This window comes from Cerasibacillus sp. (genome assembly GCF_036516575.1).
GTDB lineage: Bacteria > Bacillota > Bacilli > Bacillales > Amphibacillaceae > Cerasibacillus.
Genome location: NZ_DATBTY010000083.1, coordinates 1 through 23,673, shown reverse-complemented (window position 1 = coordinate 23,673; position 23,673 = coordinate 1). Strand labels below are relative to the sequence as shown.

Annotated in this window: 32 protein-coding genes and 1 other RNA gene; 20 read left to right on the top strand and 13 right to left on the bottom strand. The window is 36.2% G+C overall.

Annotated features, from left to right (window positions below; all coding sequences use genetic code 11):
- Window positions 1–87: 87 nt before the first annotated feature.
- From gpsB to VIG73_RS14525, 3 genes are all read left to right on the top strand, one after another.
- Window positions 88–414 (top strand): cell division regulator GpsB, encoded by a 327-nt coding sequence (gpsB, locus tag VIG73_RS14535; protein WP_331643302.1) that lies wholly within the window; start codon window positions 88–90, stop codon window positions 412–414.
- A gap of 59 nt (window positions 415–473) precedes the next feature.
- An RNA gene (gene rnpB / locus VIG73_RS14530) (RNase P RNA component class B) lies at window positions 474–844 on the top strand.
- A 131-nt stretch (window positions 845–975) separates the two neighbouring features.
- Window positions 976–2,103, top strand: a complete 1,128-nt coding sequence (locus VIG73_RS14525; protein ID WP_331643300.1) for a class I SAM-dependent RNA methyltransferase — start codon at window positions 976–978, stop codon at window positions 2,101–2,103.
- A 29-nt stretch (window positions 2,104–2,132) separates the two neighbouring features.
- On the opposite strand, the gene VIG73_RS14520 is transcribed toward VIG73_RS14525, so the two are convergent.
- Genes VIG73_RS14520 through VIG73_RS14510 form a run of 3 tightly spaced genes read right to left on the bottom strand, consistent with a single transcriptional unit; the run spans window position 2,133 to window position 4,482 of the window.
- Complete coding sequence (locus VIG73_RS14520; RefSeq protein WP_414648424.1) at window positions 2,133–3,821, bottom strand: b(o/a)3-type cytochrome-c oxidase subunit 1; 1,689 nt, start codon at window positions 3,819–3,821, stop codon at window positions 2,133–2,135.
- On the bottom strand, window positions 3,821–4,324 hold the full coding sequence (locus VIG73_RS14515) for a cytochrome c oxidase subunit II (RefSeq protein ID WP_331643298.1): 504 nt from the start codon (window positions 4,322–4,324) through the stop codon (window positions 3,821–3,823). Before VIG73_RS14515 ends, VIG73_RS14520 begins: the two co-directional genes overlap by 1 nt.
- A 20-nt stretch (window positions 4,325–4,344) precedes the next feature.
- Complete coding sequence (locus tag VIG73_RS14510; RefSeq protein ID WP_331643296.1) at window positions 4,345–4,482, bottom strand: cytochrome c oxidase subunit 2A; 138 nt, start codon at window positions 4,480–4,482, stop codon at window positions 4,345–4,347.
- A gap of 228 nt (window positions 4,483–4,710) precedes the next feature.
- On the opposite strand from VIG73_RS14510, the gene VIG73_RS14505 reads away from it, so the two are divergent.
- Both VIG73_RS14505 and VIG73_RS14500 read left to right on the top strand, forming a co-directional pair.
- Window positions 4,711–5,796, top strand: a complete 1,086-nt coding sequence (locus VIG73_RS14505) for a type III polyketide synthase (RefSeq protein ID WP_331643294.1) — start codon at window positions 4,711–4,713, stop codon at window positions 5,794–5,796.
- A gap of 4 nt (window positions 5,797–5,800) precedes the next feature.
- Window positions 5,801–6,319 carry an isoprenylcysteine carboxyl methyltransferase family protein gene (locus VIG73_RS14500; protein ID WP_331643292.1) on the top strand — a complete coding sequence of 173 codons (519 nt, stop codon included), beginning with the start codon at window positions 5,801–5,803 and terminating at the stop codon, window positions 6,317–6,319.
- Window positions 6,320–6,373: 54 nt separating this feature from the next.
- On the opposite strand, the gene VIG73_RS14495 is transcribed toward VIG73_RS14500, so the two are convergent.
- Window positions 6,374–6,574 carry a cold-shock protein gene (locus tag VIG73_RS14495; protein ID WP_146935938.1) on the bottom strand — a complete coding sequence of 67 codons (201 nt, stop codon included), beginning with the start codon at window positions 6,572–6,574 and terminating at the stop codon, window positions 6,374–6,376.
- 280 nt (window positions 6,575–6,854) lie between these two features.
- Here VIG73_RS14495 and VIG73_RS14490 point away from each other — a divergent pair, with 280 nt between their 5' ends.
- Both VIG73_RS14490 and VIG73_RS14485 read left to right on the top strand, forming a co-directional pair.
- Window positions 6,855–8,525 carry a formate--tetrahydrofolate ligase gene (locus VIG73_RS14490; protein ID WP_331643289.1) on the top strand — a complete coding sequence of 557 codons (1,671 nt, stop codon included), beginning with the start codon at window positions 6,855–6,857 and terminating at the stop codon, window positions 8,523–8,525.
- A complete protein-coding gene (locus tag VIG73_RS14485; protein WP_331643287.1) occupies window positions 8,525–9,133 on the top strand; it encodes an HD domain-containing protein in 609 nt (202 codons plus the stop codon). The genes VIG73_RS14490 and VIG73_RS14485 overlap by 1 nt, the downstream gene beginning before the upstream one ends.
- Before the next feature lie 26 nt (window positions 9,134–9,159).
- On the opposite strand, the gene VIG73_RS14480 is transcribed toward VIG73_RS14485, so the two are convergent.
- Window positions 9,160–10,194 (bottom strand): NlpC/P60 family protein, encoded by a 1,035-nt coding sequence (locus VIG73_RS14480; RefSeq protein WP_331643285.1) that lies wholly within the window; start codon window positions 10,192–10,194, stop codon window positions 9,160–9,162.
- A gap of 138 nt (window positions 10,195–10,332) precedes the next feature.
- Here VIG73_RS14480 and VIG73_RS14475 point away from each other — a divergent pair, with 138 nt between their 5' ends.
- The 12 genes from VIG73_RS14475 to VIG73_RS14420 all read left to right on the top strand — a co-directional run bounded on the left by VIG73_RS14475 (window position 10,333) and on the right by VIG73_RS14420 (window position 17,935).
- Entirely contained in the window at window positions 10,333–11,289 is a 957-nt protein-coding gene (locus VIG73_RS14475; RefSeq protein ID WP_331643283.1) for a thymidylate synthase, read from the top strand.
- A 16-nt stretch (window positions 11,290–11,305) separates the two neighbouring features.
- Window positions 11,306–11,800, top strand: coding sequence for a dihydrofolate reductase (locus VIG73_RS14470; protein ID WP_331643281.1), 495 nt, complete (start codon window positions 11,306–11,308; stop codon window positions 11,798–11,800).
- A 12-nt stretch (window positions 11,801–11,812) separates the two neighbouring features.
- Window positions 11,813–12,391, top strand: coding sequence for a molybdenum cofactor guanylyltransferase (mobA, locus tag VIG73_RS14465; RefSeq protein WP_331643279.1), 579 nt, complete (start codon window positions 11,813–11,815; stop codon window positions 12,389–12,391).
- 85 nt (window positions 12,392–12,476) lie between these two features.
- On the top strand, window positions 12,477–12,677 hold the full coding sequence (tatA, locus tag VIG73_RS14460; protein ID WP_331643276.1) for a twin-arginine translocase TatA/TatE family subunit: 201 nt from the start codon (window positions 12,477–12,479) through the stop codon (window positions 12,675–12,677).
- Window positions 12,678–12,704: 27 nt separating this feature from the next.
- Window positions 12,705–12,863 carry a twin-arginine translocase TatA/TatE family subunit gene (gene tatA / locus VIG73_RS14455; protein WP_331643274.1) on the top strand — a complete coding sequence of 53 codons (159 nt, stop codon included), beginning with the start codon at window positions 12,705–12,707 and terminating at the stop codon, window positions 12,861–12,863.
- Window positions 12,864–12,940: 77 nt separating this feature from the next.
- On the top strand, window positions 12,941–13,699 hold the full coding sequence (gene tatC / locus VIG73_RS14450; RefSeq protein WP_331643272.1) for a twin-arginine translocase subunit TatC: 759 nt from the start codon (window positions 12,941–12,943) through the stop codon (window positions 13,697–13,699).
- A gap of 12 nt (window positions 13,700–13,711) precedes the next feature.
- Window positions 13,712–13,939, top strand: a complete 228-nt coding sequence (locus tag VIG73_RS14445; RefSeq protein ID WP_331643270.1) for a YozE family protein — start codon at window positions 13,712–13,714, stop codon at window positions 13,937–13,939.
- Between the two features lie 193 nt (window positions 13,940–14,132).
- Window positions 14,133–14,573, top strand: coding sequence for a VrrA/YqfQ family protein (vrrA, locus tag VIG73_RS14440; RefSeq protein WP_331643268.1), 441 nt, complete (start codon window positions 14,133–14,135; stop codon window positions 14,571–14,573).
- Between the two features lie 19 nt (window positions 14,574–14,592).
- Window positions 14,593–15,549, top strand: a complete 957-nt coding sequence (gene msrB / locus VIG73_RS14435) for a peptide-methionine (R)-S-oxide reductase MsrB (RefSeq protein WP_331643266.1) — start codon at window positions 14,593–14,595, stop codon at window positions 15,547–15,549.
- Between the two features lie 18 nt (window positions 15,550–15,567).
- On the top strand, window positions 15,568–15,774 hold the full coding sequence (locus VIG73_RS14430; protein WP_331643264.1) for a DUF6501 family protein: 207 nt from the start codon (window positions 15,568–15,570) through the stop codon (window positions 15,772–15,774).
- A gap of 119 nt (window positions 15,775–15,893) precedes the next feature.
- Complete coding sequence (locus tag VIG73_RS14425; protein WP_331643262.1) at window positions 15,894–16,133, top strand: ferredoxin family protein; 240 nt, start codon at window positions 15,894–15,896, stop codon at window positions 16,131–16,133.
- Window positions 16,134–16,408: 275 nt separating this feature from the next.
- Complete coding sequence (locus VIG73_RS14420; protein ID WP_331643260.1) at window positions 16,409–17,935, top strand: FAD-dependent oxidoreductase; 1,527 nt, start codon at window positions 16,409–16,411, stop codon at window positions 17,933–17,935.
- A gap of 5 nt (window positions 17,936–17,940) precedes the next feature.
- Here the strand turns inward: VIG73_RS14420 and VIG73_RS15770 are convergent, their stop codons facing one another.
- From VIG73_RS15770 to VIG73_RS14400, 5 genes are all read right to left on the bottom strand, one after another.
- Window positions 17,941–18,213 (bottom strand): undecaprenyl phosphate translocase family protein, encoded by a 273-nt coding sequence (locus VIG73_RS15770; RefSeq protein ID WP_414648423.1) that lies wholly within the window; start codon window positions 18,211–18,213, stop codon window positions 17,941–17,943.
- A 376-nt stretch (window positions 18,214–18,589) separates the two neighbouring features.
- A complete protein-coding gene (locus VIG73_RS14415; protein WP_331643258.1) occupies window positions 18,590–18,940 on the bottom strand; it encodes a hypothetical protein in 351 nt (116 codons plus the stop codon).
- The gene (locus tag VIG73_RS14410) at window positions 18,924–19,097 is read right to left on the bottom strand and encodes a hypothetical protein (RefSeq protein ID WP_331643256.1); all 174 of its coding nucleotides are present in this window, start codon (window positions 19,095–19,097) and stop codon (window positions 18,924–18,926) included. The genes VIG73_RS14415 and VIG73_RS14410 overlap by 17 nt, the downstream gene beginning before the upstream one ends.
- Before the next feature lie 755 nt (window positions 19,098–19,852).
- A complete protein-coding gene (locus tag VIG73_RS14405) occupies window positions 19,853–20,203 on the bottom strand; it encodes a DUF2200 domain-containing protein (protein WP_331643254.1) in 351 nt (116 codons plus the stop codon).
- A gap of 109 nt (window positions 20,204–20,312) precedes the next feature.
- Window positions 20,313–20,777, bottom strand: coding sequence for an NUDIX domain-containing protein (locus VIG73_RS14400; RefSeq protein ID WP_331643252.1), 465 nt, complete (start codon window positions 20,775–20,777; stop codon window positions 20,313–20,315).
- Between the two features lie 435 nt (window positions 20,778–21,212).
- Here VIG73_RS14400 and VIG73_RS14395 point away from each other — a divergent pair, with 435 nt between their 5' ends.
- Window positions 21,213–21,617: an HIT family protein gene (locus VIG73_RS14395; protein WP_331643250.1), complete on the top strand. Its 405-nt coding sequence runs from the start codon at window positions 21,213–21,215 to the stop codon at window positions 21,615–21,617.
- Window positions 21,618–21,646: 29 nt separating this feature from the next.
- On the opposite strand, the gene VIG73_RS14390 is transcribed toward VIG73_RS14395, so the two are convergent.
- The 3 genes from VIG73_RS14390 to VIG73_RS14380 all read right to left on the bottom strand — a co-directional run.
- A complete protein-coding gene (locus tag VIG73_RS14390; RefSeq protein WP_331643248.1) occupies window positions 21,647–22,201 on the bottom strand; it encodes a GNAT family N-acetyltransferase in 555 nt (184 codons plus the stop codon).
- Window positions 22,202–22,251: 50 nt separating this feature from the next.
- Window positions 22,252–22,830, bottom strand: a complete 579-nt coding sequence (locus tag VIG73_RS14385; RefSeq protein WP_331643246.1) for a hypothetical protein — start codon at window positions 22,828–22,830, stop codon at window positions 22,252–22,254.
- Window positions 22,827–23,673 (bottom strand): hypothetical protein (locus VIG73_RS14380; RefSeq protein WP_331643244.1); only part of this gene is annotated, 847 nt, incomplete at its 5' end. The genes VIG73_RS14385 and VIG73_RS14380, both read right to left, overlap by 4 nt.

Here is a 23,673-nt window from a genome sequence, read left to right as displayed (position 1 = left end):
GTTATAATAGTTAAAGAATAACATATTCCCTAAAATCTGTAATAGAAATGAATAGAGAATAACATATAGCTAAGTAGGGGTGAGCATATGGCTGATAAAAAAATACAATTTACGAGTAAAGATATCTTAGAGAAGGAATTTAAAGTTTCAATGCGTGGTTATAATCAGGACGAGGTAGATTCATTTCTTGATAAAATTATTTTAGATTACCAATTATTCAATGAGGAAATAATGACATTAAAGAAAGAAATTTCTCGTTTGAAAAAACAAAACACACATAAAGAGGAAGTTAAGGTGAGTGAACCAACCCGAGTCATCCCTCCATCACAAGTTAATTATGATGTGTTAAAACGACTTTCTAATCTAGAAAAAGCCGTATTTGGTACACCAAGTCGTACAGAGGACGATGCATAAAAAAACAACGGATGAAAAAACAAAGAAAATATGGTATAATACAATTATGTTCATGTTGAATACTGACGTAATCGCTGCACAGTTATCTGTGTAGAGGAAAGTCCATGCTCACACAGACTGAGATGTCTGTAGTGTTCGTGCCTGACGAATTCATAAGTCAGGGGATAACGGCGGCAAAAAATCCTAAGTTCAATTGAATATGGATGAGTATGCCTGAAGGTGCCACAGTGACGAAGCTAGATTGGAAACAGTCTAGGTGGAACGAGGTAAACCCCACGAGTGAGCAACCCAAATATTGGTAGGGGCATCCTTGATTAGAGAATCCAATCGAAAAAGGGACGAGCTAAAGTCTCGTAGATAGATGGTTACGACCAGAGTACGAGGTTGACTACCGCTTGTAGTACAAAGGTACAGAACATGGCTTATGACGTATTCAACACGTCAGATAGAACATGAAAAAACCTATTTATGGACGAATACGCCATAAATAGGTTTTTTGTTTATTTAAGGAAACGTATGTTAAACTAATTTTTAATAAGAAAATAAGAAAGGAATACATGAATGGAACAACAGGTTACACTTATTGCCACAGCAGCAATGGGATTAGAAGCAATTGTTGGTAGGGAAGTTAGAGAATTAGGTTATGATGCAGCGATTGAAAATGGACGTGTTTTGTTTAATGCTCCGCTTTCGGCTATTCCGCGTTGCAATTTGTGGTTAAGAACAGCAGATCGTGTAAAAATACACGTCGGGGAATTTAAGGTGACTAGCTTTGATGAGCTTTTTGAAGCAACAAAACAATTACCTTGGGAGCAATATATAAATGAAGATGGTCAATTTCCTGTTTCCGGAAAATCTGTGAAGTCTAAACTATTTAGTGTCTCTGATTGCCAGGCAATTGTAAAAAAAGCGATTGTTGACCGTTTACGTTTAAAATATGGTATTGCTTCGAGAATGCCAGAGACAGGTGCGCTTTATAAAGTTGAGGTTGCCTTACATAAAGATATTGCTACTCTAACGATTGATACATCAGGAAGTGGGTTACACAAACGCGGATATCGCGTCTTACAAGGTGAAGCACCGTTAAAAGAAACAATGGCAGCAGCTTTATTATTGCTTACAAATTGGACACCAAATAAAACATTGATTGATCCTTTTTGTGGATCGGGAACAATTCCAATTGAAGCTTCATTAATTGGTCAAAATATCGCGCCGGGATTTAATCGTAACTTTGCTTCAGAATCATGGAACATGCTTCCACAAGATTTATGGGACAAAGCGTTTGAAGAAGCAGAAGACTTGGCAAACTATGATCAAGAGCTAAACATTATTGGTTCAGATATCAATCACAAAATGATTGATGCGTCACGAGAAAACAGTCAAGAAGCAGGTCTAGGTGATTTGATTCAATGGAAACAAATGCAGGTGAAAGACTTAACCATCCGTAAAGAAGGGGGATATATTGTCACAAATCCTCCATATGGTAAGCGATTAAGTGCAGATAAAGAAGTGGAGACAATTTATCGAGATTTCGGTGCTATCATGAAACATCATCCGACATGGAGTGTTTATGTGATGACTGCTTATAACCAATTTGAAAAAGCTTACGGGAAAAAGGCAACTAAGAAACGAAAACTATTTAATGGGTTTATCCGTACCGATTATTATCAATATCACGGAGAAAAATAAAAAAGCAGGGAAATCCCTGCTTTTTTTGTTTAGTTACCGATTGGCCAGCTAAATGGCGGTGAGCCAGGAGGTGAGTACTGAATCATATCGAATACCGGAATAGAGTATGCGAATAAGATTAACGCAACGGTAATTCCAACCCACATTTTCCAGTTTTCGAACCAAGCTGGTGTCGGTTCTGCATCTGGCTCTTCTTGTGCTATTGGATACTCTGTTTCACCTTTTGGAGCGAAGAAAGCCATTTTAACGAAAATATAAAGCATGAGTAGGATAGCAACGAATAGGATTGTTCCACCAACAGCTTGTGCTACTTGATAGCCAATCCATTCTTGTGCTTGAGCTGTACCACCGTACTCTGAAAACTCAGAACGACGTGGTCCGCCTTTCAAACCTTGAATGTGCATTGATGTTGACATAATCAACATTCCAACTGACCAGATGATGGATTGAATAATTCCTAATTTATTAAGTTGCGGTGTTAACTTTCGTCCTTTTAGATGTGGTACTAACCAGTAAGTAACACCAAAGAATGTTAAGAGAACAACTGTTGCAACTGTTAAGTGGAAGTGACCCGTTACCCATATGGTATTATGAACAACCATGTTTAACTGGTGTGATGCGTTAATAATTCCACCTGCACCACCTGGGATAAATCCGACCATACCTAGGAATGGTGCTAAGAAACGTACGTCACCCCAAGGTAACTTTTTCATCCAACCGAAAACACCTTTTCCACCTTTTTTACGTCCGGTAATTTCAAACGTAGCAAACATAGAGAATGCTGTCATTAATGTAGGAATAACAACCATCATTGTTAATGCAACTTGGATAAATTTCCAAGTAGGGTGAATACCAGGCTCAGTTAACTGATGGTGAAAACCTACAGGAATAGAGAAGAATAATAGTAATACGAATGACATTCTTGCTAATGCGTCACTGAAAATTTTTCCACCGATAATTTTCGGGATAATCACATACCATGTCATATAGGCTGGTAATAACCAGAAATAGACAAGTGGGTGACCGAAATACCAGAATAACGTTCTACTTAATAGAACATTAATTGTTGATGCGTAACCTAATGACCATGGAATAAACTGAACCAGAACTGCAACAGCAACACCAAGTGAAGCGATAAACCACATAATCATATTAATAGCAACCATAAATGCAGGAAGTGGTGTTTTCTCACCTGGATGTTTCTTTTTCCATACAGCAATTTGATGCCAGTTAACAAAAGCGGCAATCCATGATCCGATAATAACTAGAGCTAAACCGATATAGAAAGCAGGATGCCCTTTAAGTGGTGCATAGAACGTATAAAGAACACTTGCTTTTCCAAGTAGAATGGTCGTTGCTGTTATGATTGTTCCAATTAGCATGACCCAAAAACTTACCCAACCCCATTTACGTTGTTTATCGGACATTCCAACTGACTTTTCCATTAAAGAGAACTGAAATCCAATAATGAAAAATGTCGTCATCACAAGTGCTAAAATAACACCGTGAACAGTAAGGATTTGATAATAACCAATTCCCCAAGGTAGGCTTAACTTACCTGAACGAACAAAAGTTTGTAATAACCCCATTAATCCTCCGATTAATAAGGAGATAAATGTAACATACATAAAGGACATATATAATTTCTTACTTTTATCATGAATTGGATATGCGCCAATTTCTTGAGTCGATGATGTTTCTGCTTTTGCTAACGCCATTATTCATACACCTCCAGTGTACCAAACATTAAGTGGTGACCTACACCGCAATATTCATTACATACGATTGTGTATTCACCAGGGTTATTTAACACCGTTTCCATTTTACTTACATAACCTGGTTCAATCATCATGTTGACGTTTGTTCCAGCAATATTAAATCCATGGACAACATCCGGAGAAGTAACTTGGAATAAAACATTTGATCCTTTTGGAATACGAATCGTCTTAACCGCATTCCCGTCTTTATCTGTTCCTAAATCGTAGTTAAATGCCGATGCAACGACGTTTATTACATAACGCTTTTCATCTACTTTATTAACTCCTAAATTTTCGGGCTTGAAAGCATCATATGCTTCAACATTATTTGGGTCGATAATTTGACCGTGACTCTGTGGGTGAGTTCCTTTCCAGAATGCTCCATAGCCGAGAATGACCATAAAGAGTACGAGAGACCCAATCCCAAATACGAGCCATATTTTTTCAAATTTGTGTAAATGCACTTTCATTCACTCCCTTGTCTTTATCTAGATAAGAATATCCCTAATACTCCAAACCAACTGATGACGATAAATGCCAGGACGAACATAACCGAGGCAAATGTTCCTCTTAAATCTGGTTCGTTTTTATCGCCGAGATTCTTGTTTGTTTCGGATACCATGTTTTCCACTCCCTCTGCCTTTTTGTTGTCTTCATTACCATCATACAAAATTTAGCAGGCTAACTTAAGGTTTTATAATAGATGTCACATTTTGTTCAAAACATTACTGCAACACTATATCTATCAACTTTCCTAACGGTTCGGTTAGAAAAGAATGTGAATACTATGTGAATAAATTATTAATAAAGTTTGAAGAAATGGGCAGTATATATATAAAAAGGTGAAAACATGACAAAAATTGCCTCAATTGGATTGGGGATTCCCAGCTATGAATTGGAACAAGAGACAGTAAAAGACTTAGTGAAACATATTTTTCTAGACGAGAAGCGATTGGTCAATCGTTTATTAACGATATTTGAAAATGCTGCCATTGAATCACGTCAATTTGTTGTGCACCCTGATTGGTTTCAACTGGATCACGATTTCAAAGTTCGTAATGATTTGTATATCAAGCATGCGCTTGAATTATCGTTAAAAGCTATTGAAGATTGTTTAATACATCCTGATTTTTTACAACAACCAATCCCTTTCTCCACGATTGATCATATTATCTTTGTATCTAGTACAGGGGTTGCAACACCGACAATGGATGTGCACATTATGAATCGAAAACCATTTAAGGAAACGATATCACGTATGCCATTATGGGGACTTGGTTGTGCAGGGGGTGCAATTGGACTTGCGCATGCTCATCGAATCTTACAAGCTCAAACGACAAAAAATGTACTTCTTATTTGTTGTGAATTATGTAGTTTAACGTTTCAAAAGGACGATCTTAGAAAAAGTAATATTGTCGGTACCGCTTTATTTGGAGATGGGGCAAGTGCTGCTTTATTAGTGGGGAAACAATCACCCTTAAATAAGTTTATTAAAAGTAAATCAGTACCGGTCATTAAACGAACGAGCTCTTATACAATAAAAGATACAGAAAATGTTATGGGATGGAATATACATACAAATGGTTTTGAGGTTATTTTTTCAAAACGGATTCCAAAGCTTGTTCACACCTTGTTTAAGCCGCATCTGGAAAACTTTTTGGAAGAAAGCCAGTTAAAGAATGACGATATTGATTCATTTGTAGCCCATCCTGGTGGGAGAAAAGTGTTGGAAGCGATGGAATCATCTTGTTCCATCGCTTCAGCAAAATTACGCTACTCATATGAAGTATTAAAAAATCATGGCAACATGTCATCTCCAACAGTGTTATATGTCTTACAAAAATGGATGAAAGATTTACAAACGAAACAAAAAAGTGTTTTATCAGCGCTAGGACCCGGATTTAGTTCCGAATTACTATTATTGGAGTGGAGTTAAATTGATGATATGGATGTGGATTTTATTTGTTTGTATTATCATGCAACGATTAGTCGAATTAGTTATTGCTAAAAATAATGAAAAATGGATGAAAGAAAGGGGAGGAATCGAGACTGGAAAAAAACATTATAAGTGGTTTGTTATTGTACATTGTTTATTCTTTTTAGCAATTTATTTGGAAGTTTATTTTTATGGTCGTGATGAATTTGCTGTTAACTACCTCTTACTTAGCGTGTTCTTAGTCACACAATTCATTCGTATTTGGTGTATCGTTTCATTGGGACGATTTTGGAATACGAAGATTATCATTCTTCCACGGGTTGCTTTAATTCGCAAAGGACCTTATAAATATGTTAAACATCCTAACTATATTATTGTTGGGATTGAGCTATTAGTCATTCCTTTGCTATTTGGAGCATATTTGACAGCGGTGGTATTTCCGATTATTCATCTTATACTATTAAAGATACGTATCCCTGAAGAAGAAGAAGCACTAGCCATGTCATACGATATCCAACGCTAACAGAAAAGCGGCAGTCCTTACATATAGGACTACCGCTTTTATATATGAGGTTTCTTATTTTTTTTCTACATTAGCAGCTTGTGGGCCACGTTCACCTTCAACAATTTCAAATGTAACTTCTTGGCCTTCTTCTAATGATTTAAATCCCTCTTCTTGAATAGCGGAATAATGTACAAATACATCATTTCCTTCTTCTACTTGAATAAAACCGTATCCTTTTTCTGCGTTAAACCATTTAACTACTCCGTTTTGCATGTAAATAATCCTCCTAAAAACTTTCACGTAAAACGTGTTAATACAAAGGGAATGAACATCAACAACAAAAAATAGCTGTTTATAGATGTCAAATCGCTTTGCTTATGTTTACTATAGCTTATTAATACCATTACGTCAATTATCACGCTTTTAAAAACCGTGTATAATATGAAAAATCTGTGAATTAATTATATAATTATCTTCATTATATATGGTATGATAAACATGAATAAATAAAAAGAGAATGAAATAAATGAGGAAAGGATTAGGAGGTCGTGTTATGAAAACAGATATCCAAATTGCACAGGAAGCTGAACTTAAGCCAATTGAAGAGATTACCGCAAATCTTAATTTACAAAGAGATGATTGGGAACCCTATGGCCATACAAAAGCAAAACTATCTGACCATCTTATCGAAAAATTACAAGATAAAGAGGACGGTAAAATTATTCTTGTCACTTCAATTAATCCAACTGCTGCAGGTGAAGGAAAATCAACAGTTACAGTGGGACTAGGACAAGCGTTAAATAAAATAGGTAAACATGCGGTTATTGCTTTAAGAGAACCATCACTTGGACCTGTCATGGGACTTAAAGGTGGAGCTGCTGGTGGTGGATACTCGCAAGTTCTACCAATGGAAGATATTAATCTACATTTTACTGGTGATATCCACGCGATTACAACAGCAAATAATGCTTTAGCAGCTATGATTGATAATCATATTCATCGAGGGAATGAATTAAAAATCGACCCGAGAAAAATAGAGTGGAAACGTGTGATGGATATGAATGACCGTGCCTTAAGAGAAATTGTTATCGGTCTTGGTGGGCCTCTTCAAGGTGTTCCGAGAGAAGATGGCTTTAATATCACTGTTGCTTCAGAAATAATGGCAATCCTCTGTTTAGCGACAAGCTTAAAAGATTTAAAAGAACGTCTCGCTAAAATCGTCATCGGTTATACATATGATGATGATCTAGTTACTGTAAAAGATTTGGATGTTCAAGGTGCCCTCACCTTATTATTGAAAGAAGCCTTTAAACCAAACTTAGTGCAAACCATTGAAAATACTCCAGCTATTATTCATGGGGGACCATTTGCGAATATTGCCCATGGTTGTAATAGCATTATGGCTACTAAAACGGCAGCTAAATTAGGAGATTATGTCGTCACTGAAGCTGGCTTTGGCGCAGACCTTGGAGCAGAGAAGTTTCTAAATATTAAGACGCGCGCCGGTGATTTCGAACCGGATGCGGTAGTTATTGTCGCAACGATTCGTGCTCTAAAGATGCATGGTGGACTTGAAAAAGACCAATTAACAGCTGAAAATATTGACGCATTAGCAAATGGAATGGAAAACTTAGCTAAACATATAGAGACCATTGAAAAATTCGGGCTGCCATATACAGTTGCTATTAATAAATTCCCGACCGATACGAATCGTGAAATCGAATATGTTGAGAAATGGTGCCAAGAAAGACATGTCGATGTAGCCTTAGCAGATGTATGGGCAAAAGGCGGCGATGGCGGTATCTTGTTAGCAGAAAAAATCGTGAAAAAAATAGAGTCATCAGAAAATAAATTTTCCCATTTATATGATTTAGATTTACCACTAGAAGAAAAAATTAAAACAATCGCCCAAAATGTTTATGGTGCAAAAGACATTGAATTATCAGCGAAAGCTAGGAAGCAACTTAGTGATTTTTCTTCAAGAGGTTGGGATCAATTACCTGTTTGCATGGCAAAGACACAATACTCTTTATCGGATAATCCTAACTTGCTTGGACGACCAGAAGACTTTACGATTACTATCCGTGAATTACGCCCATCTATTGGTGCAGGATTTATCGTTGTGTTAACAGGAGAAATGTTAACAATGCCTGGCTTACCGAAAAAACCTGCCGCGTTAAATATGGATGTAACAGAAGATGGAAAAGCCGTTGGATTGTTTTAATGATGGAAAGAGAAAAGCAATTACAACACATCCAGCAATATGTCTATGACTTGTTTTCTAATGACACAACAGGGCATGATTTCTTCCATCTACAACGAGTTGCTTTAATGGCGGAAATGATTGCCGAAAAGGAAGGGGCAGATTCTTTTCTATGTCGAATAGCCGCCTGGTTACATGATGTGGGGGACCATAAGCTATTTTCTCGTCCTCAAGAAGCATTATTAGAAATGGAATCGTTTCTTTACAACATCCATTTTACAGAAGCAGATGTCAAGCAAATTATTTTAGCTATTAGAGATGTTTCTTTTTCGAAAGGGAGAACACCTCATACAATAGAAGGAAAAATAGTTCAGGATGCCGATCGCTTAGATGCAATTGGAGCCATAGGCATTGCTAGGACATTTGCCTATGGAGGTGCGAAAGGACAACCTATATATGACCCAATAAATCCGAAACAGACAAGTATCGATCATTTCTTTACGAAGTTAATCCATTTAAAGGAACTGCTCCATACTCAAGCAGCCATCCAATTAGCAAATGAGAGACACTTATTTTTAGAACATTTCTTACAGCAGTTTTTTACCGAGTGGTACTTGAAAAAGCCATAAAGAAAGAGCCATTTTTGGCTCTTTCTTTATTGACTAATCCGCTTTGCTCCTAAAAACCTTGTTTGCCAGTAATCTAAATTGATATCACTAATTTCTACTCCGCGAGAACTACCTGCATGAATAAATTTACCATCTCCTAAATAAATACCGGCATGAGAGGGTCCGGGTTTATAAGTCTCAAAAAAGACGAGATCTCCGACTGAAGGGGATTGAACTGACGTAGCAAAGTTCCATATATCTGATACAGTTCGCGGAATATGAATATCTTCAGTTTGATAGACGAATTGTAAAAAACCACTGCAATCAAAACCACTCGGAGTCGTTCCTCCCCATTGATATGGCGTACCGATTAATGATTGAGCTGTTTGAATAATATGAGGTGAAGCAGATTTGGTTATTGCTACGGGTTGAGGTGGTTTCTCTGCCACTTTAGTTTCTTTTGGCGTTTCAGTTTGAGTAGTTTGAGTTGTAGGGTCAGTTTGTTTCGGTTTCTTTTTTTCCTTCTTTTTATTTTCATATACTTTTGTTAACGGCTCCTTTAAATGAACATTGACTAATGTAATATGGTGTTCTTTTTCGGCTAACTGAATGGATTCAGCAGTTATTGGACCATAAATCCCATCAATGTTTCCATTATAATAGCCAAAGTACTGTAAAATTTCTTGTGTCTTTCGTACATCTTCGCTTTGTAAGCCGGGATATATTTTCTCGGAAAGCTGTTCAATTTTCTTTAAGTATTGCGTCATCTCGGCTTCTATGATTTTATGAATCGTATCATCATCTATAAGGCCAGAGGATGTTAGATGATGCTTTTTTTGAAACTGTTTGATTGCATATTCGGTTAAAATACCGAAATCACCATCAACCTCATCATCATAGAAGCTAAATTCTTTTAATTTTACTTGTATCGCTTGAACACGTTCACTATGTTCCCCATATCGTGGAAAGTCTTTCTCCTCTAATAAATCTTGTAAAACATAGCCTTGCATTATGATTGGTTGACTAAGGATGGCACCATACATGAATGAATGTTTGACGATATGCTGTAACGTATCATTCATACAAAAACTCCTTTCATCGTCACCTTCTTACACTACATTTTATGGAGAAACGAAATAACTTATGTTTTACGATTTGATTACAATCGAGTAAAACAGTAAAATGAAACATACAATAGAAACTGTTTTGGAGGGATTTAAATGCAATATGGCGAACAAGCCTATTTAGATTTATGTCAACACGTCTTGAATCATGGAACACATCGACAAGACCGTACAAATACAGGAACCCTTTCATCTTTCGGACATCAAATTCGGTTTGATTTAAGTAAAGGATTTCCATTACTTACAACAAAACGTGTGCCGTTTCGTTTGATCATAAGTGAATTGCTTTGGTTTATTAAAGGTGATACGAACATAAGGTATTTACTAGAACATCAAAATAATATATGGAATGAATGGGCATTTAAAAAATGGGTTGAAAGCGATGCTTATGACGGGCCTGATATGACTGATTTTGGAACGCGTTGCCAAAAAGATCCAGAGTTTCGCGAGCAATATGAAGCACAAATGGAGCGCTTTAAGTCACTTGTATTAACGGATGAATCATTTGCTAAACGATTTGGTGATCTCGGCTTTGTTTATGGTAAACAATGGCGAGCTTGGAAAACGAGTAAAAATGATACCATTGACCAACTTAAGGATGTCATCACATCCATTAAAACGAATCCAAATTCAAGACGGCATATTGTGTCAGCATGGAATCCCGAAGATATTCCACATATGGCTTTACCGCCATGCCACACTTTGTTTCAATTTTATGTAGCAGACGGTAAATTATCATGCCAATTGTATCAACGAAGTGCGGATCTTTTTTTGGGCGTACCTTTTAACATTGCTAGTTATGCTTTATTAACGCACATCATTGCACATGAATGCAATTTAGAAGTAGGTGAATTTGTTCACACTTTTGGTGATGCGCATATATATTCAAATCATATCGAGCAAGTTAACACGCAATTAGCCCGTTTTCCGAAAACATTACCAATACTAGTCATAAATACGAATCGAGAAAGTATATTTGATTTTGAAGTAGATGATTTTAAACTAAAAGGATATGAACCACATCCTGCGATTAAAGCACCTATCGCAGTGTAAAAGGAGAAGATAATAGATGATATCATTTGTCGTAGCAATGGGTAGTAACCATGTTATTGGTCACAATAATAAAATGCCGTGGCATTTGCCTAAAGATCTAAAGCATTTTAAAGAAACAACGACAGGACATACCATTATTATGGGTAGAAAAACATTTGAATCAATCGGAAGACCACTACCGAATCGAAAGAATGTAGTAATCACAACAGACAAACAAATCGATTTACCCGAATCCGTTGAGAAGGTTAACGATATTAATACGATACTTAATTGGAATCAAGACAATCCGAATGAAACGTACTTTATTATCGGAGGCGGGACAATCTATAGACAAATGCTCCCATATGCTGATCGTTTGTACATTACATTGATTGATCAAGCGTTTCAGGGAGATACCTTTTTCCCTGATTTTGATAAACAAGCTTGGAAATTAACTAAAAAGGTTAGAGGGGAAAAAGATAATAAAAACCCATATGATTATTACTTCCTTCAATATGATCGAATAAAGTAAAGAGGGGATGTTATGGATATTTGTTCTGTTATTTTAGCAGGTGGTGAGTCATCACGCATGGGAACAAATAAAGCATTATTAAAACTTAACAACGAAATCGTTATTGAGAAAATATTCAACGAACTTCAACAATTATCTAGTCGAGTGTATATTGTTGCAAATGAGAAGAAGATATATGATTTTTTAAACATACCTATTATATCTGACCGCTTTTACGGTAAAGGTCCATTAGCTGGTATTGAAACCGCATTGTATCATGCAGCAGAGGATGTTATAGTGATTAGTCCATGTGATACTCCGTTTATACATAAAGAAATCTATAGATACTTAGTAGATGAACTGAAGACCTATGATGCTGTTATTCCTTATTATGATAATCAGCCACAACCTTTATCTGGAATATACAAAAAAAGGATATTACCGATTATTCAAGAACAGTTACAGAATGATGAATTGAGGATTAGAAGTTTTTTCTCAAAGATAAATGTTAAATATGTGCATGATTTTGGACACATATCAGATTTAATAATTGAAAAACATTTCTTTAATATGAATGACCCGGAAGCATACAGCCGTGCAAAAACATATTAAACTTGTACACGAATACAAAAACATGATAAACTAAGGATGAATTAAGGATTATTTGAGTTTAATAAATATCAAAGGGTGTTTGTTTATGTTATCAAGTATTGGCTTTCCCGGCTTAATCTTAATATTAATTATCGCTTTAATCATTTTTGGACCGTCCAAATTACCAGAGATTGGTAAGGCAGCAGGTGATACATTAAAAGCCTTTAAAAAATCTACAAATGATTTAACAAGTGATGTCAAAGAAGAGTTAACTGAAGTGAAAGAAATCATTAAGGACAATAAATAACTATAATATGTGTTGGAGTGAATCATCATGTTCAGTAACATTGGTATTCCAGGACTAATATTGATTTTAGTTCTTGCTTTAATCATTTTTGGTCCATCGAAGTTACCTGAGATTGGTAAAGCATTTGGCACATCATTAAAAGAATTCAAAAACGCAACTAAAGATATGACAGATGAATCGAAATAAGTTTAAGTTGTTTTAAAGGAAGGTGTAGGGGGAAACCTTACATCTTCTTTTCTGCTTACTTACTAGGAGTGAAGTAAATGAGTAAAGAAAATCAGGCCAATATAGAGAAAGAGATGAATGTTACAGAACATTTATCAGAGTTAAGAAATCGCTTAATTGTTACAGCTATTATTTTTATTACTCTCTTTATTGTTGCTTTTATATACCATAAACATATTTTTCGTTTTTTTGAGAAGGATATGCCATTTCAGCTAGCGGTGACTAGCCTTGGTGAAATTATTTGGATTTATTTTACATTAGCTGGTGTCGTTGCACTTGCGGGAACTATTCCGATATTAAGCCTTCAACTATGGTTATTCATTAAGCCTGGTCTAACGAAAAAAGAGCGGAAAGCATCACTAATGTATATTCCTGTTATATTTCTGTTATTTCTTGGCGGACTAATATTTGGTTATGTCATGTTTATTAAACTCATCCTACCATTTCTCTTATCTCTAAATGATGGGATGTTTACAGAGATTTTTACTGTTGGAAATTATTTCCGCTTTGTGTTTAAGATCAGCTTACCATTTGCAATCTTTTTTGAAGTACCGATTATTGCCATGTTTTTAACTCAACTAGGCATTTTAACACCAGATTTTATGAAAAAAATACGTAAATATGCCTATTTTATAATGGTTATTATAGGTGCAGCCATTACACCACCTGATTTTATTATGCAAATTATCGTTGCGATTCCATTAATCGTCCTATATGAAATAAGTATATATTTATCTCATTTTGTCTACCGCAAAAAAATCGCTAAACACGAAGCATTTATGGAAGATGCGAATTAAGAGGATGATTTGATGCAAACTTTTTATCAATTTGTTATAACCTATCGAGGTAAACTCGAGGATGATGATGAAAGCCTCTTGGCAGAATGGATTTTTCAGGATCATCTTTTTCCTAAGTATTCTACGAGTTATAATGAAATAAGCCATTATTTAGAAATGAATAGCCCATTTATTCATGCGTTAGCTGTATTTGATACTTTATGGGACGTCTATAATGATCAAGTAAAGGGAAATATATGATATGATGACTAAACAATATCATATTTAGACAAGTTGTTATAAATAATGACAGTATAAAAATATAACCTTTGGCGAAGTATGTTGGAATATGCGCTTGCCTGGGAAATAGTTAAGCATTAAAAACAATGCCTACACGCTTCTGTAGGCACAGCGTATAATAGTCTAGATGACATTTCTGAAAAGAGGGATTGAGATGATATTTCCACCACCATCACGTCATCACTATGCTCCACCGGGCTTTCAACATACTAAGCCACCAAGTCAGAGTAAAAATCCTTTGCAATCCATTTGGCAACGATTTTTGCCTGCGTCGGGGTCATCCAATACAACGGGCACAATTTCAAATGTCTTAACACATGTGCAAAGTGTTTTGAAAGTCATTGAGACAACAGCGCCATTAATAAAACAATACGGACCAATTGTAAAAAGTTTGCCAACGATGTTTCAGATGTTAAAGGCTTTCCAAGAGATGGAATCTGTTGACGATAATGAAGCTAGCGAAAATATGAATGAGGAGATGGCTGAACCAGATCTCCAAGCCGTTGACGAAGTACATGAAGAGAAAGAAGTGCACCAATCACATACAACTCAGACAAGGCAATCAGGTGAATCCATACCAAAACTGTTTATATAAGAACCTTGGAGGGATAAGAATGCGAGAACTTGCGACTTTTGCTGGAGGATGCTTCTGGTGTATGGTAGAACCATTCGATGAACGTCCTGGTATATATCAAGTCATTTCTGGTTATACGGGCGGTCATGTAGAAGAACCGACCTATGAACAAGTTGTCTCAGAACAAACAGGTCATGTAGAAGCAGTGCAAATTGAATTTGATCCTCGTATCATGTCTTATGAGGAACTTCTTTCTACTTTTTGGCAACAAATTGATCCAACTGATGCGTCTGGACAATTTCATGATCGTGGCGAGTCTTATCGTACAGCAATTTTTTACCATGATGCTAAACAAAAAGAAATGGCTGAAAAATCAAAACAACAACTCGCAGAAAGTGGCAAGTTTTCCCGTCCAATCGTTACTGAAATCTTACCTGCTCAGCCATTTTATCCAGCTGAAGAAAGCCATCAATATTATTATAAAAAACAAGCTTTTCATTACAAAATGTATAAAAAAGGATCTGGGAGAGAATTGTTTATAAACGAACATTGGCAACCTAAGCATGATTCTAATCTAAAGGAACAACTATCATCCCTCGCTTATCATGTAACTAAAGAAAATGGTACTGAACCACCATTTGCCAATCAATATTGGAACAATGAAGAAGAAGGGATCTATGTCGATATTATTTCAGGTGAGGTTCTTTTTTCATCAACAGATAAATATGATGCTGGTTGTGGTTGGCCAAGCTTCACAAAACCAATCGACTCATATTATGTAACAGAACATCTTGATTTATCACACGGGATGCGACGTATGGAAGTAAGGAGTAAGCATTCTGATGCTCATTTAGGACATGTCTTTCCGGATGGTCCAAAAGAAGCGGGCGGTTTAAGATATTGTATTAATTCTGCTGCACTTCGTTTCATTCCAAAACGAGAGATGGAAAGGGAAGGATATGGTCACTATTTATTTTTATTTACGGATAAAGAATGAGGCAAAGGAGAGTTTTAAATGATTCATTTAACATGGGAAGAACGCCCAACACTAAAACAAATTAAATGTGTTCATGCAGATGCAAAGAAATTTATCATAAATCGTAAACTAACACCTGGTAAATTGTATGATGTGAAAAATGAAACAGATGAATTTTACTTTATCATTGATAATAGTGGACGAATTGGTGGTTTTTTAAAGGAATATTTTAAAGAGCTTAACTGATATTTGGTTTTTCTTGAAACTGCCATCTCAGTTTTGTAAAATAAAATAATATGTACTTATCATAATAGTAATCAAGAACAAGACGTTGTTTTAAGCATCATAAAGGAGGAAGAAAACACATGGCATTTGTCATAACGTCACCATGTAAAACAGAGAAAGCGGCTGAATGTGTCGAGGTTTGTCCCGTTGATTGTATAGAAGAAGGGGAGGATATGTTCTATATTGACCCTGATGTTTGTATTGATTGCGGTGCATGTGAAGCTGTATGCCCAGTCGAAGCTATATTTATAGAAGATGAGGTACCGGAAGAAGAAAGTGAGTATATTGAATTAAACCGAAAATTCTTTGAAAATCGTTAGAAATAATAAAGGGCTGGGACAAAACTAGCCAAGAATACATTAAAAAGGTTCCAATCATCGGTCTTTGATAATTGGAACCTTTTCTTGTTGGTTGATTAAATCTTGATTATGGCAAAGTACTTTCATAAGTGTAACACCATAAACGCAAAGCATAAAATTAAATGTTAAAGATAATTTCATATTAAGTTGACTGGGCCCAACCTCTTTCTAATGTTCGCATATTTCATCTTTGATGGGAAAAACTATCCTTAGTGTAAAATGAGGAGTTGAACCCAATGACTAAAGAAAAAATAAATCCAGAACCTATTTGGCGGCACACGATTAATCTCCCAACATTCCCTCCATTAAATGAAAACATTGAAGTTGATGTTGGAATTGTAGGTGCAGGAATAACTGGTATTACAGCGGCATACCTATTAACTGAACAACATGGATTAAATGTCGCTATATTAGATTCAGATATCATTTTAAATGGAACAACAGGTCATACTACTGCAAAAATAACAGCACAACACAGTCTGATATATGATGAATTGATTAAGCATTTTGGTGAAGATGATGCACGTTTATATTATGAAGCACAAGTTGAGGCAAGTGATTTAATCAAACATTTGATTGAAAAATTACAAATAGATTGTGATTTAACAGAAGAAGATGCCTATATCTTTACGAATGATGAAAAATACGTTAAAAAATTACAAAGTGAGAAAAAAGCTTATGATCAGTTAGGTATTAAAGGTGAGTTACTTGATCAGATGCCAATCGATATCCCAATGAAATTAGCTTTACGTATGAATAATCAGGCGCAATTTCATCCGTTAGCATATTTAAAACACTTGGTAGAAGAACTTGAAAAAGCAGGGGCAAAATTATTTGAAAAGACGACAGCGGTCGATATTGAGTTTAATAAACGTCCAGCCATCATAACTGAACAAGGCAAACGAGTCATCTGTAAAAATGTCATCGTTGCCAGTCAATTTCCATTTTATGATGGACAAGGTTTTTACCCGATGCGCATGTACCCTGAAAGAGCATATGTTCTTGCGGTCAAACCAACAACTAAATATCCAGGTGGTATGTATATTAATGCTGAATCACCAACACGTTCTGTACGAAGTGTTCATTATAATGGTGAAGAGCTATTATTAATTATTGGTGAAAACCATAAAACAGGTCAAGGTAAAGAAACAATGCATCATTATCAAGCACTAGAAGACTTCGCTAAAAAAATAATACAAACTTCAGAACCGTTATTGCGCTGGTCAACACAAGATTTAACTACTTTGGATAAAGTTCCATATATTGGACCGATTACAAGCACACATCAAAATGTTTTTGTAGCAACAGGATATCGAAAATGGGGAATGACCAATGGAACAATTGCAGCAAAAATCATATCCGATCAAATATCTGGGATGAAAAATGGTTATGAAAAACTGTTTACACCATCTAGATTCCAGATGGATCCTGGATTGAAACAGTTTGCAACAATCAATTTAGATGTTGCTAAACATATGATTAAAGGTAAATTTGATAATACGGAAGATATAAAAGCGATTGAGAAAATGCAACCAGGTGAAGCGTTAATTACGCGTGTTAATGGTAATCGGACAGGCGTATATATGGATGAAAATCATAAAGTGCATTTGGTTGATACAACATGTACACATTTACGTTGTGAAGTCGAATGGAACTCAGGTGATCATACATGGGATTGTCCATGTCATGGCTCAAGATTTTCTTATGCAGGTGAAGTTGTAACAGGCCCAGCTAAAAAACCATTAAAAAGAATAACTGAATAACAATTTTAAAATATCTCAATATCACAAGTATACTTAGGTATTGAGATATTTCTTCTTTTATTTTCATTACTTCCTATAATATATATTATGTAAACTAGTAAAGTCTTTAAAATAGAGAGTACAAATCCAATAACCATAATAACCATAAGGTAATACTTTTTTCGTTGATTAGTCGTCAAAATGCTTAATGAATAAATGAGACACTCATATATCCCTTGAATCATTGCAACTGTACTACCGCTAACTCCTGGAACGGTTTCCGTAACCCCCACCGCCATTCTCCGAAATATAACTCCCGACATTTAGCTTCAATACCTCAATCACTGATTAATGTACAAACAACAATCCAAATACTATAAGCATACCTATGAATCTCATAAATACAATTGTTAGACAATCGCACCCGTTTGGCTATCATTATTCTCTGTTTATATTTCTAATTTCCTTTATAATCTCGGGTATGCCTGAAAAAATTATTATACTGATTATCACTGCTAAAAAATGTCTGTGCTTATTAAAAAAAGTAATAATATAATAAAAGAAATATCACTCGCTAAATAATCATAAATCCTCTCTTCAACTAAACTCCTCCAGTATAGAAAACAATCAAACCCGATTCTAACATAATGTTGTACCTAAATTTTAAGTGGAGTTTCACTTCTTTGCAACAAGAGAAATTGCTAATGCAATCGGCGGAACCATAGGTAAAAAGAAAGTCCACCCAATCAGGTAAAATATAGGTGCAAGAAAAATTATTGCACCAAATAAGATATATAATTGTGATCTTTTTTGAAAGCCAAAAATGAACAGTAATAGTCCGACTATTGACAATATTACAAGGGTAATATTAAGCAAAATAATAATAATCACCTCCGATATTGGCACTAATATTATGATTATCTTACCCATTATTATATGATTACTATTAGCTTTTCTAATTTCTTCTTTAACTGCTTTTAATGCCGAATAGACCGCAGTTCTACTCTTTTTAGCTATAAAATCCATAAGCAATGGTTCCAAGTAATAGGCCTATTCCAGCCCCCAATGCAATTGAATATCCTTGGGAGATTGATTCTAAAAACATTCCTAAAATTACATCGATGGCACCACCTAAAATCATTCCAAATGGTATTAAACTATTTATTAAATCTTTCTTTTTCATAGCTAGAGTCACCTCTCCATTTATGTAACTGCAAATATACATTATTAAAATTCAAACAAAAATCTGGCCCGAAAGTGATTTACTTCTCCATCAGATGAATATAGATAAATTTTTTTCCTTCCACTTGAGCAATCCCAAGCTAAGCCTGATCTCATCTGAATTAACCTCAATAAATACAGCTTGAAACGCATAAAAACAAGTTGGTAAAGTATCAGCAAGAGTACCATTAAAATCAAAAATAATCGCTTTTATTAACTACACGCTATTTACCAAAATATTTAAATATACGACCTAAGATGGATTTGAGTAATGTGCAGCAACATTGTTTTGTATTGTTCTTTTCGCTTTACCATTAATATGGTTAATTTTACAGTTGTTCATAAAAACCCACAACTTTAGATCGGATTCTATAAAGTAACTAATATTAATACTCCAAAACACTAAACTAATAAACTCTTTTTAAATTTGGGGCTAAGGCTAAATGAATGCTGTCTAATGTTTCGGAAACGCTTACTTCCCTATTTTATGACTGGGGTGTACATAGTCTCTTGTCCATATAATAAGGCAAAGAAGGTGTACAAAATCAAAGATATGTCTTGTAAATCGAGGATCTACCTTCTATTTCTTGTAAAAACATTTATGCCCTATTACAACATACCATTATTAAAAGAATACCTTGCATCAGCAATGACTTACACAAAACACTAATTCATATATTTTAGAATATATGAATTAGTGTTTTACACTCTTAATTGTTATTTACGTAAAATTTTCTCCATTGCTTTTCCTTTTGCTAACTCATCGATTAGCTTATCTAAATAGCGAATTTCGCGCATGGTTGGTTCTTCGATGTCTTCCACGCGGACACCGCATACCACACCTTTGATCAAATCTCGCGAAGGATTCAGTTGGGGAGCTTCCGCAAAGAAGTTCTCAAAGTCTGTCTCTTTTTCCAGTTGCGCTTCTAACTCTTCCTGGCTATATCCTGTCAACCAACAGATGATTTCATCGACTTCTTTTTTCGTACGTCCTTTTTTCTCCGCCTTCGTAACATAATGGGGATAGACACTTTCGAAACTCATTGTATAGATTTTATGTTTGGTCATGGTATATCCTCCTTAAATTTTCGGATAATGGTCCAATTCAAAATATTTCTATATATCTTAATTCCAAAGTCCGCTATTAGATCAGTGCGCCCCTTTTATGGAGCAAGGTTCAGTTAATATCTCCTAAATAAACTGAAGACTTTTCATCATAAAAATATTTTACTATATATTTTCTTAACTCTTTAGGATATATCCTGTATTGAAGTAACTCATTAATATGTATCCATTCTATCCCTACTTGGTGGCTATCGGGATTGGCAGGTTTTATGGAGTTTTTCATTTCATTATCAAGCTTGCAAACGAAGTAATATTCAATTTGGTGAACATTAAAATCAAATGAAGAGTGCTCGTGGTTTTTACCAATATACTCACGAATATGGAGAAGTTCTCCGATTTCTACTTGCTGTCCAACCTCTTCAATACACTCTCTTTTTAATGCGCTATGAAGCGTTTCACCGTGTTCTTGTCCTCCTCCGGGGAAAAGATAAAAATAACCCTCGTTGTCTTGATTTTTCGTTAGTAATATCTTTGCTTCCTTAATGATAATAGCTTTTGCTGAGTTCCTGATATGCACTTATATCCCCCTCTACTCCCTGCTAATTTTACAACAAAAACAATTTTAGGGCTTTCCTTATTAATTTTTATTCAACAATATAACCGTTGGTTAATTCCTCTTAGTTTCCCTAGCCTGCATCAAAAAGAATGTTTAACTTCCGGCTTGAATTTTGTACGCCAAAAAAACGTCCAGGCACAGGCGGCTTACAAGATGTAATGTTGCACGTATTTTTTATGGCACCATCAGGATAAATGCGCGGTAATCGGGTTAATTGCCCGACAATCTGATCAATTGCATAATTAAAGGAATAATTGCGTCAACCTCCATTTAAAGCGGAAATGACCCAATGCAGGGATAACTTTTTTATAGAAAAGAGCAGGAAAGTGCGGCATCCTTGTAGTACATCTAAGTTTATAAGGTACTCGTCCATTATATACGTTGGGAGGCGGCAGGGTGAGGGATTGTCTCTTTTGCTCCATTGTTTCCGGCCAGGAGGAAGGATATATCGTGTATGAAAATGAGTGGGTCTGCTGTTTTCTCGACAAATATCCGATCAATAAAGGCCACACGCTGATTGTTCCGAAGAAACATTACACGGAATTTAGTGATGTAGATGAAAAGAGCTTGGAAGAGGTGATGAAAGCGGCACAGCGGGTGGCCGGCACGATTGAGGGGCTTTTCGAAACGGACGGCATCACTGTCATGCAAAACAATGGGATATTCAAAGATGTCGACCATTATCATATGCACGTGATCCCTCGTTTTAAAGATGACGGGTTTGCCTGGATTGAACCCGTCACAGATGAAAATATTGACTTTGAACTATTAAAGTCACAGTTTATGAGTCATCTGCTTTAACCTTAAATGAGGCTGTCTAAGAGACAGCCTCATTTTTCATGCCGTGGATTAATAATACCGTAATAAACAATGTCTTCGAAAGAGCCATCTTTAACAATATGATCTTTCAGTGTACCTTCGCAGGTCATTCCGCACTTTTCCATAATCCTTCCGGATCCGGGATTTGATATAAAATGACGTGCATACACACGATGATAATCCTGCTCTTCAAAAACAAATTCCAGCATGGCTTTGGCTGCTTCCGTTGCATATCCATTTCCCCAATATTCTTCTCCAATCCAGTAAGCAAGTTCACCATTTTGGTAATGCGAATGATTTGATATGGCAATGGCACCGTATAACTGTCCGCTCCTTTTGTCTGTGATAGCGAACTCATACATCCTGCCCATTTCAAAATTTTGCTCATGATTGGCAATCCATGACAGAGCACATTCTATAGGATAGGGGTAAGGCAAACTCAATGTGCTTTTATAAATATTATAGTTATTGCACAACAGGCTGACATCCTTTGCATCAGATTCGTTAAAAAGACGCAGGCGCAGCCGTTCCGTAACGATTGTCTTTTCGGCTTTGCTATAAATCATTCTACACACACACCCTTTAATGTTGATTCTTTGTAGAGGCTTCCTCCTTTTCATCCAATCGTTTTGGGCATATTTGCCTTATCCTGCTCCATAAAATGGCTTCGGAAGTTGCGGAGCAGAACAAGGATCATGATTTCAGCAGCAATTGCTGCGAAAGCACACCCGAATATAATAAGGATGGCCCCATGTTCACCAATATTTAGGATGAAAGGTATGGCAGCAATCGAAATAAGTGAAATGATGATATATCCGGTTAGCCTTTTTTCCGCGTTTGCCCCAGAAATTTCAATCAATCCTGTAATGGCAAAAGAAACAAGCAAAATATGGATGAGGCTCAAAATGGCCGTTGCCAAAAGCATCAGGAGGATGCTGCCTGTAGGCTGGAATCCTTCAAGCAAGTTGACGGGAATCTGGAACATCGCAAGGAAGGAAAAAATGGACAGGGTGACGGCTGCCAATCTTGCTTTCAAAAATGAAGGGCTATACGGCTGCAATTGACCGAGCCCAGAAGCCACAATAGCATAGCCGATAAAGTCTGGAAAAACATCAAAAAAGATGATGTTAAAATCGAGCAAAACGATAATGAGCCCCCAAAACAGTTTATTGATAGCAGCGGGCATGCTGGTCATTTTTTGGCCTCCCGTACAAGCTTCCGGACTGCATGATTATCTAAATATGGCTGATGGAAAATGGTAAGGTCCTCGGTGAACCGCCCCCCATTTACATCCTTTCCATGAAGTTTTGCATTGATTTGAAAAAAAGCATATTGATTTGGATCGTCCTTTTTGTACGTATAGTGGTAATTGACCGAAAATAGCTGCCCCTCTCTTAATGAAAAAGGGAATATGTCTGCAGTCATATCCTTACCTATTGGGAACTCTGAAGGTTCAACCCGATCAGCGTATCGCTGGAGTTGTTCTTGATTGACATTAAGACCAAAAAACAAGGCGGATTTCAGTTTTTCATAAAACGGGATTTCCATTTGAGTGATCTCCAAATCACTGTCCGCTTGGAACAGGTAATAGCCTCTTTCGTCATTGGATGAACCAGTGCCCAGCATGGTCATATGTGGTGCCACCCTTTGATATGCTGTCACCTCTCCAATCTCGAGCAGCTTATTTTCTCCATTTGCCAGGGAAGCGCTGATTTGGGTGATACGGCCGCCATGTTTTTTCAGCTCGTTTATATGATGCTCATTTAGGCTGGCAGAAAGGGTTTTTAATTCGTGATGATTGAAAATCTGTCCGTCATGGTCAGACGGAAAAAACATGATATCGGTACCGGGAACCGAAGCCCATTGAATATCCATCTTTCCATCCCGGTTCGCCAAATAATGAAATTGGAGGAGAAATCCTTCCTCGAGAGGAATTTCATAATAATGTTTCATCATGATGGGCTCTTTCAGCTGGCTGCCGGCAAAGACAGCAAAATTTCCTGCCCAGCTCAAAAAAATAACGATAAGTCCAATATAG

Excerpts from the sequence above, each read along its gene's own strand:
- gpsB (WP_331643302.1), top strand. The coding sequence starts at position 88 with ATGGCTGATAAAAAAATACAATTTACGAGTAAAGATATCTTAGAGAAG.
- VIG73_RS14525 (WP_331643300.1), top strand. The coding sequence starts at position 976 with ATGGAACAACAGGTTACACTTATTGCCACAGCAGCAATGGGATTAGAA.
- VIG73_RS14520 (WP_414648424.1), bottom strand. The coding sequence starts at position 3,821 with ATGGCGTTAGCAAAAGCAGAAACATCATCGACTCAAGAAATTGGCGCA.
- VIG73_RS14510 (WP_331643296.1), bottom strand. The coding sequence starts at position 4,482 with ATGGTATCCGAAACAAACAAGAATCTCGGCGATAAAAACGAACCAGAT.
- VIG73_RS14505 (WP_331643294.1), top strand. The coding sequence starts at position 4,711 with ATGACAAAAATTGCCTCAATTGGATTGGGGATTCCCAGCTATGAATTG.
- VIG73_RS14500 (WP_331643292.1), top strand. The coding sequence starts at position 5,801 with ATGATATGGATGTGGATTTTATTTGTTTGTATTATCATGCAACGATTA.
- VIG73_RS14495 (WP_146935938.1), bottom strand. The coding sequence starts at position 6,574 with ATGCAAAACGGAGTAGTTAAATGGTTTAACGCAGAAAAAGGATACGGT.
- VIG73_RS14490 (WP_331643289.1), top strand. The coding sequence starts at position 6,855 with ATGAAAACAGATATCCAAATTGCACAGGAAGCTGAACTTAAGCCAATT.
- VIG73_RS14485 (WP_331643287.1), top strand. The coding sequence starts at position 8,525 with ATGATGGAAAGAGAAAAGCAATTACAACACATCCAGCAATATGTCTAT.
- VIG73_RS14480 (WP_331643285.1), bottom strand. The coding sequence starts at position 10,194 with ATGAATGATACGTTACAGCATATCGTCAAACATTCATTCATGTATGGT.
- VIG73_RS14475 (WP_331643283.1), top strand. The coding sequence starts at position 10,333 with ATGCAATATGGCGAACAAGCCTATTTAGATTTATGTCAACACGTCTTG.
- VIG73_RS14470 (WP_331643281.1), top strand. The coding sequence starts at position 11,306 with ATGATATCATTTGTCGTAGCAATGGGTAGTAACCATGTTATTGGTCAC.
- mobA (WP_331643279.1), top strand. The coding sequence starts at position 11,813 with ATGGATATTTGTTCTGTTATTTTAGCAGGTGGTGAGTCATCACGCATG.
- tatA (WP_331643276.1), top strand. The coding sequence starts at position 12,477 with ATGTTATCAAGTATTGGCTTTCCCGGCTTAATCTTAATATTAATTATC.
- tatA (WP_331643274.1), top strand. The coding sequence starts at position 12,705 with ATGTTCAGTAACATTGGTATTCCAGGACTAATATTGATTTTAGTTCTT.
- tatC (WP_331643272.1), top strand. The coding sequence starts at position 12,941 with ATGAGTAAAGAAAATCAGGCCAATATAGAGAAAGAGATGAATGTTACA.
- VIG73_RS14445 (WP_331643270.1), top strand. The coding sequence starts at position 13,712 with ATGCAAACTTTTTATCAATTTGTTATAACCTATCGAGGTAAACTCGAG.
- vrrA (WP_331643268.1), top strand. The coding sequence starts at position 14,133 with ATGATATTTCCACCACCATCACGTCATCACTATGCTCCACCGGGCTTT.
- msrB (WP_331643266.1), top strand. The coding sequence starts at position 14,593 with ATGCGAGAACTTGCGACTTTTGCTGGAGGATGCTTCTGGTGTATGGTA.
- VIG73_RS14430 (WP_331643264.1), top strand. The coding sequence starts at position 15,568 with ATGATTCATTTAACATGGGAAGAACGCCCAACACTAAAACAAATTAAA.
- VIG73_RS14425 (WP_331643262.1), top strand. The coding sequence starts at position 15,894 with ATGGCATTTGTCATAACGTCACCATGTAAAACAGAGAAAGCGGCTGAA.
- VIG73_RS14420 (WP_331643260.1), top strand. The coding sequence starts at position 16,409 with ATGACTAAAGAAAAAATAAATCCAGAACCTATTTGGCGGCACACGATT.
- VIG73_RS15770 (WP_414648423.1), bottom strand. The coding sequence starts at position 18,213 with ATGGCGGTGGGGGTTACGGAAACCGTTCCAGGAGTTAGCGGTAGTACA.
- VIG73_RS14415 (WP_331643258.1), bottom strand. The coding sequence starts at position 18,940 with ATGGATTTTATAGCTAAAAAGAGTAGAACTGCGGTCTATTCGGCATTA.
- VIG73_RS14410 (WP_331643256.1), bottom strand. The coding sequence starts at position 19,097 with ATGAAAAAGAAAGATTTAATAAATAGTTTAATACCATTTGGAATGATT.
- VIG73_RS14405 (WP_331643254.1), bottom strand. The coding sequence starts at position 20,203 with ATGACCAAACATAAAATCTATACAATGAGTTTCGAAAGTGTCTATCCC.
- VIG73_RS14390 (WP_331643248.1), bottom strand. The coding sequence starts at position 22,201 with ATGATTTATAGCAAAGCCGAAAAGACAATCGTTACGGAACGGCTGCGC.
- VIG73_RS14385 (WP_331643246.1), bottom strand. The coding sequence starts at position 22,830 with ATGACCAGCATGCCCGCTGCTATCAATAAACTGTTTTGGGGGCTCATT.